A 2,111-nucleotide genomic window follows, 5' to 3' on the forward strand; every position below is an offset into this window, starting at 1 on the left:
GACACCACCCTTTCACGGTGATTACAGGGGTTCGAATCCCCTAGGGGACGCCACAGGGAGTGGTAGTTCAGTTGGTCAGAATACCGGCCTGTCACGCCGGGGGTCGCGGGTTCGAGCCCCGTCCACTCCGCCAACATCGCGTATCGGGCCTGCCGGCCCGTTGAAATCGGGGCACCTTCGGGTGCCCTTTTTGTTGTGCCCCCAAGCTCGCTGCGCTCGCAGCCCCCGGCCCTTGTGAAAGGGCCCTCAGAGCCTTGGGGGCGCACCTGCCCTTGGGGCGGCCCGGCGGTCGGGTGGTTGGCCGGTGCGACACTTCCCGCATGACACCGCACGCCCCGCAAGCAAGCACGCCGGCCGCGCTGGCCGGCCTCAAGGTCATCGAGCTGGGTCAGCTCATCGCCGGCCCGTTCGCGGCGAAGACGCTGGCCGACTTCGGCGCCGAGGTCATCAAGATCGAGCCGCCCGGCGCTGGCGATCCGCTGCGCAAATGGCGGCTGCTGAAGGACGGCACTTCGGTGTGGTGGCAGGTGCAGTCGCGCAACAAGCGCTCGCTGGCGCTGGACCTGCGCGAGCCTGAAGGCCAGGACGTGGTGCGCCGTCTGGCGGCCGAGGCCGACGTGCTGATCGAGAACTTCCGCCCCGGCGCGATGGAAGGCTGGGGCCTGGGCCCCGAGGCGCTGCTGGCGGCCAACCCGCAGCTGATCATGCTGCGCGTCAGCGGCTACGGGCAGACCGGCCCTTACCGCGACCGCCCCGGCTTCGGCGTGGTGGCCGAAGCCATGGGCGGCCTGCGCCATCTGACGGCTGAACCCGGCCGCGTGCCGGTGCGGGTGGGCGTGAGCATCGGCGATACGCTGGCTGCGCTGCATGGCGTGATCGGCATTCTGCTGGCGCTGCAGCACCGCCATGCCACCGGCCAGGGCCAGGTGATCGACGTGGCCTTGTACGAGGCCGTCTTCAACTGCATGGAAAGCCTGCTGCCCGAGTACAGCGCCTTTGGTGCGGTGCGCGGGCCGGCGGGCAGCGCGCTGCCGGGCATCGCGCCCAGCAACGCCTACCGCTGCGCCGATGGCGCTTATGCCCTGGTGGCCGGCAATGGCGACAGCATCTTCCGCCGCCTGATGGTGCTGATCGGCCGCCAGGACCTGGCCGACGACCCCGCGCTGGCCGACAACACCGGCCGTGTGCAGCGCGTGACCGAGATCGATGAGGCCATCGGCGCCTGGACCGCCCGCCTGACGGTGGATGAGGTGCTGGAACAGCTGAACGGCGCAGCGGTGCCGGCCGGCCGCATCTACACCGTGGCCGACATCGCCGCCGACCCGCACTACCGCGCCCGCGGCATGCTGGACGAGGTGGAGATGGCCGACGGCAGCCGCATGGCGGTGCCGGGCGTCGTGCCCAAGCTGTCGGCCACGCCGGGCCGCCATGTGCGACAAGCTCCGACGCTGGGCCAGGATTCAGATGCAGTCTTGCGCGAGATCGGCCTGACCGACGATCAGATCCACGCGCTGCGCGAACGTGGCATCGTGGGCTGAGAGCGTGAGAGTCTTTCGTTCAAGCCCGCTCACCACGCCCAAAGACGCCCGCTCGTCGTTGCAAATGCTCGCCGTAGCCCGAGCTACGGCTGCGCTTTGCGCCTAGATCGGACGCCTTTGGACGCGTTGCTCGGGCTCGCCCGAAAAACTCTCACGCTCTGAGTCGGGGGCTGGCCGCGCTGGCTTGAGCCTGGCGTCAGCGGCCCGCCGCGGGCCGCACCGCGCCGCCCGCCCGGGCTACGCCCTGCCCAGGTGCGCTGGCACCACAGCCGTCTCGGCCCGCTGCAACTCCTGCGCCATCAGGTCGAGCACCTCCCACACCGCCCGATTGCGCATCGCCTCCACCCGCGACTGAAAGGCCGGCAGATCGGCCAGCAGCCGCTGCGTGGCATGCCCCAGCGCGCGGACCGAGCGCACGGTGGTGCCCAGGCCGTGCTCGTGGATCCACTGCACGTTGTAGCGCTCCTGCGGCATCACGCCGGTGGGCGCCAGCGCGATCACCGGCAGGCCGCGCTGCACTGCTTCGCTCAGGCTGCCGGGGCCGGGCTTGCCGATGAAGAAGTCGGCCAGGTC

General features: G+C 70.5%; 1 protein-coding gene, 1 tRNA gene and 1 pseudogene. 2 read left to right on the top strand and 1 reads right to left on the bottom strand.

All coding sequences use genetic code 11. The annotated features are described in order from the left end of the window. Window positions 1-56: 56 nt before the first annotated feature. Both ABNT58_RS21315 and ABNT58_RS21320 read left to right on the top strand, forming a co-directional pair. Window positions 57-133, top strand: a tRNA-Asp gene (locus ABNT58_RS21315). A gap of 187 nt (window positions 134-320) precedes the next feature. Beyond that, a complete protein-coding gene (locus tag ABNT58_RS21320) occupies window positions 321-1,538 on the top strand; it encodes a CaiB/BaiF CoA-transferase family protein (RefSeq protein ID WP_348755419.1) in 1,218 nt (405 codons plus the stop codon). A 237-nt stretch (window positions 1,539-1,775) separates the two neighbouring features. Here ABNT58_RS21320 and ABNT58_RS21325 read toward each other — a convergent pair. Continuing rightward, window positions 1,776-2,111, bottom strand: a pseudogene (locus ABNT58_RS21325) (galactosyldiacylglycerol synthase); the annotation flags it as partial.

The organism is uncultured Aquincola sp., from assembly GCF_964001545.1.
Taxonomy (GTDB): domain Bacteria; phylum Pseudomonadota; class Gammaproteobacteria; order Burkholderiales; family Burkholderiaceae_C; genus Aquincola.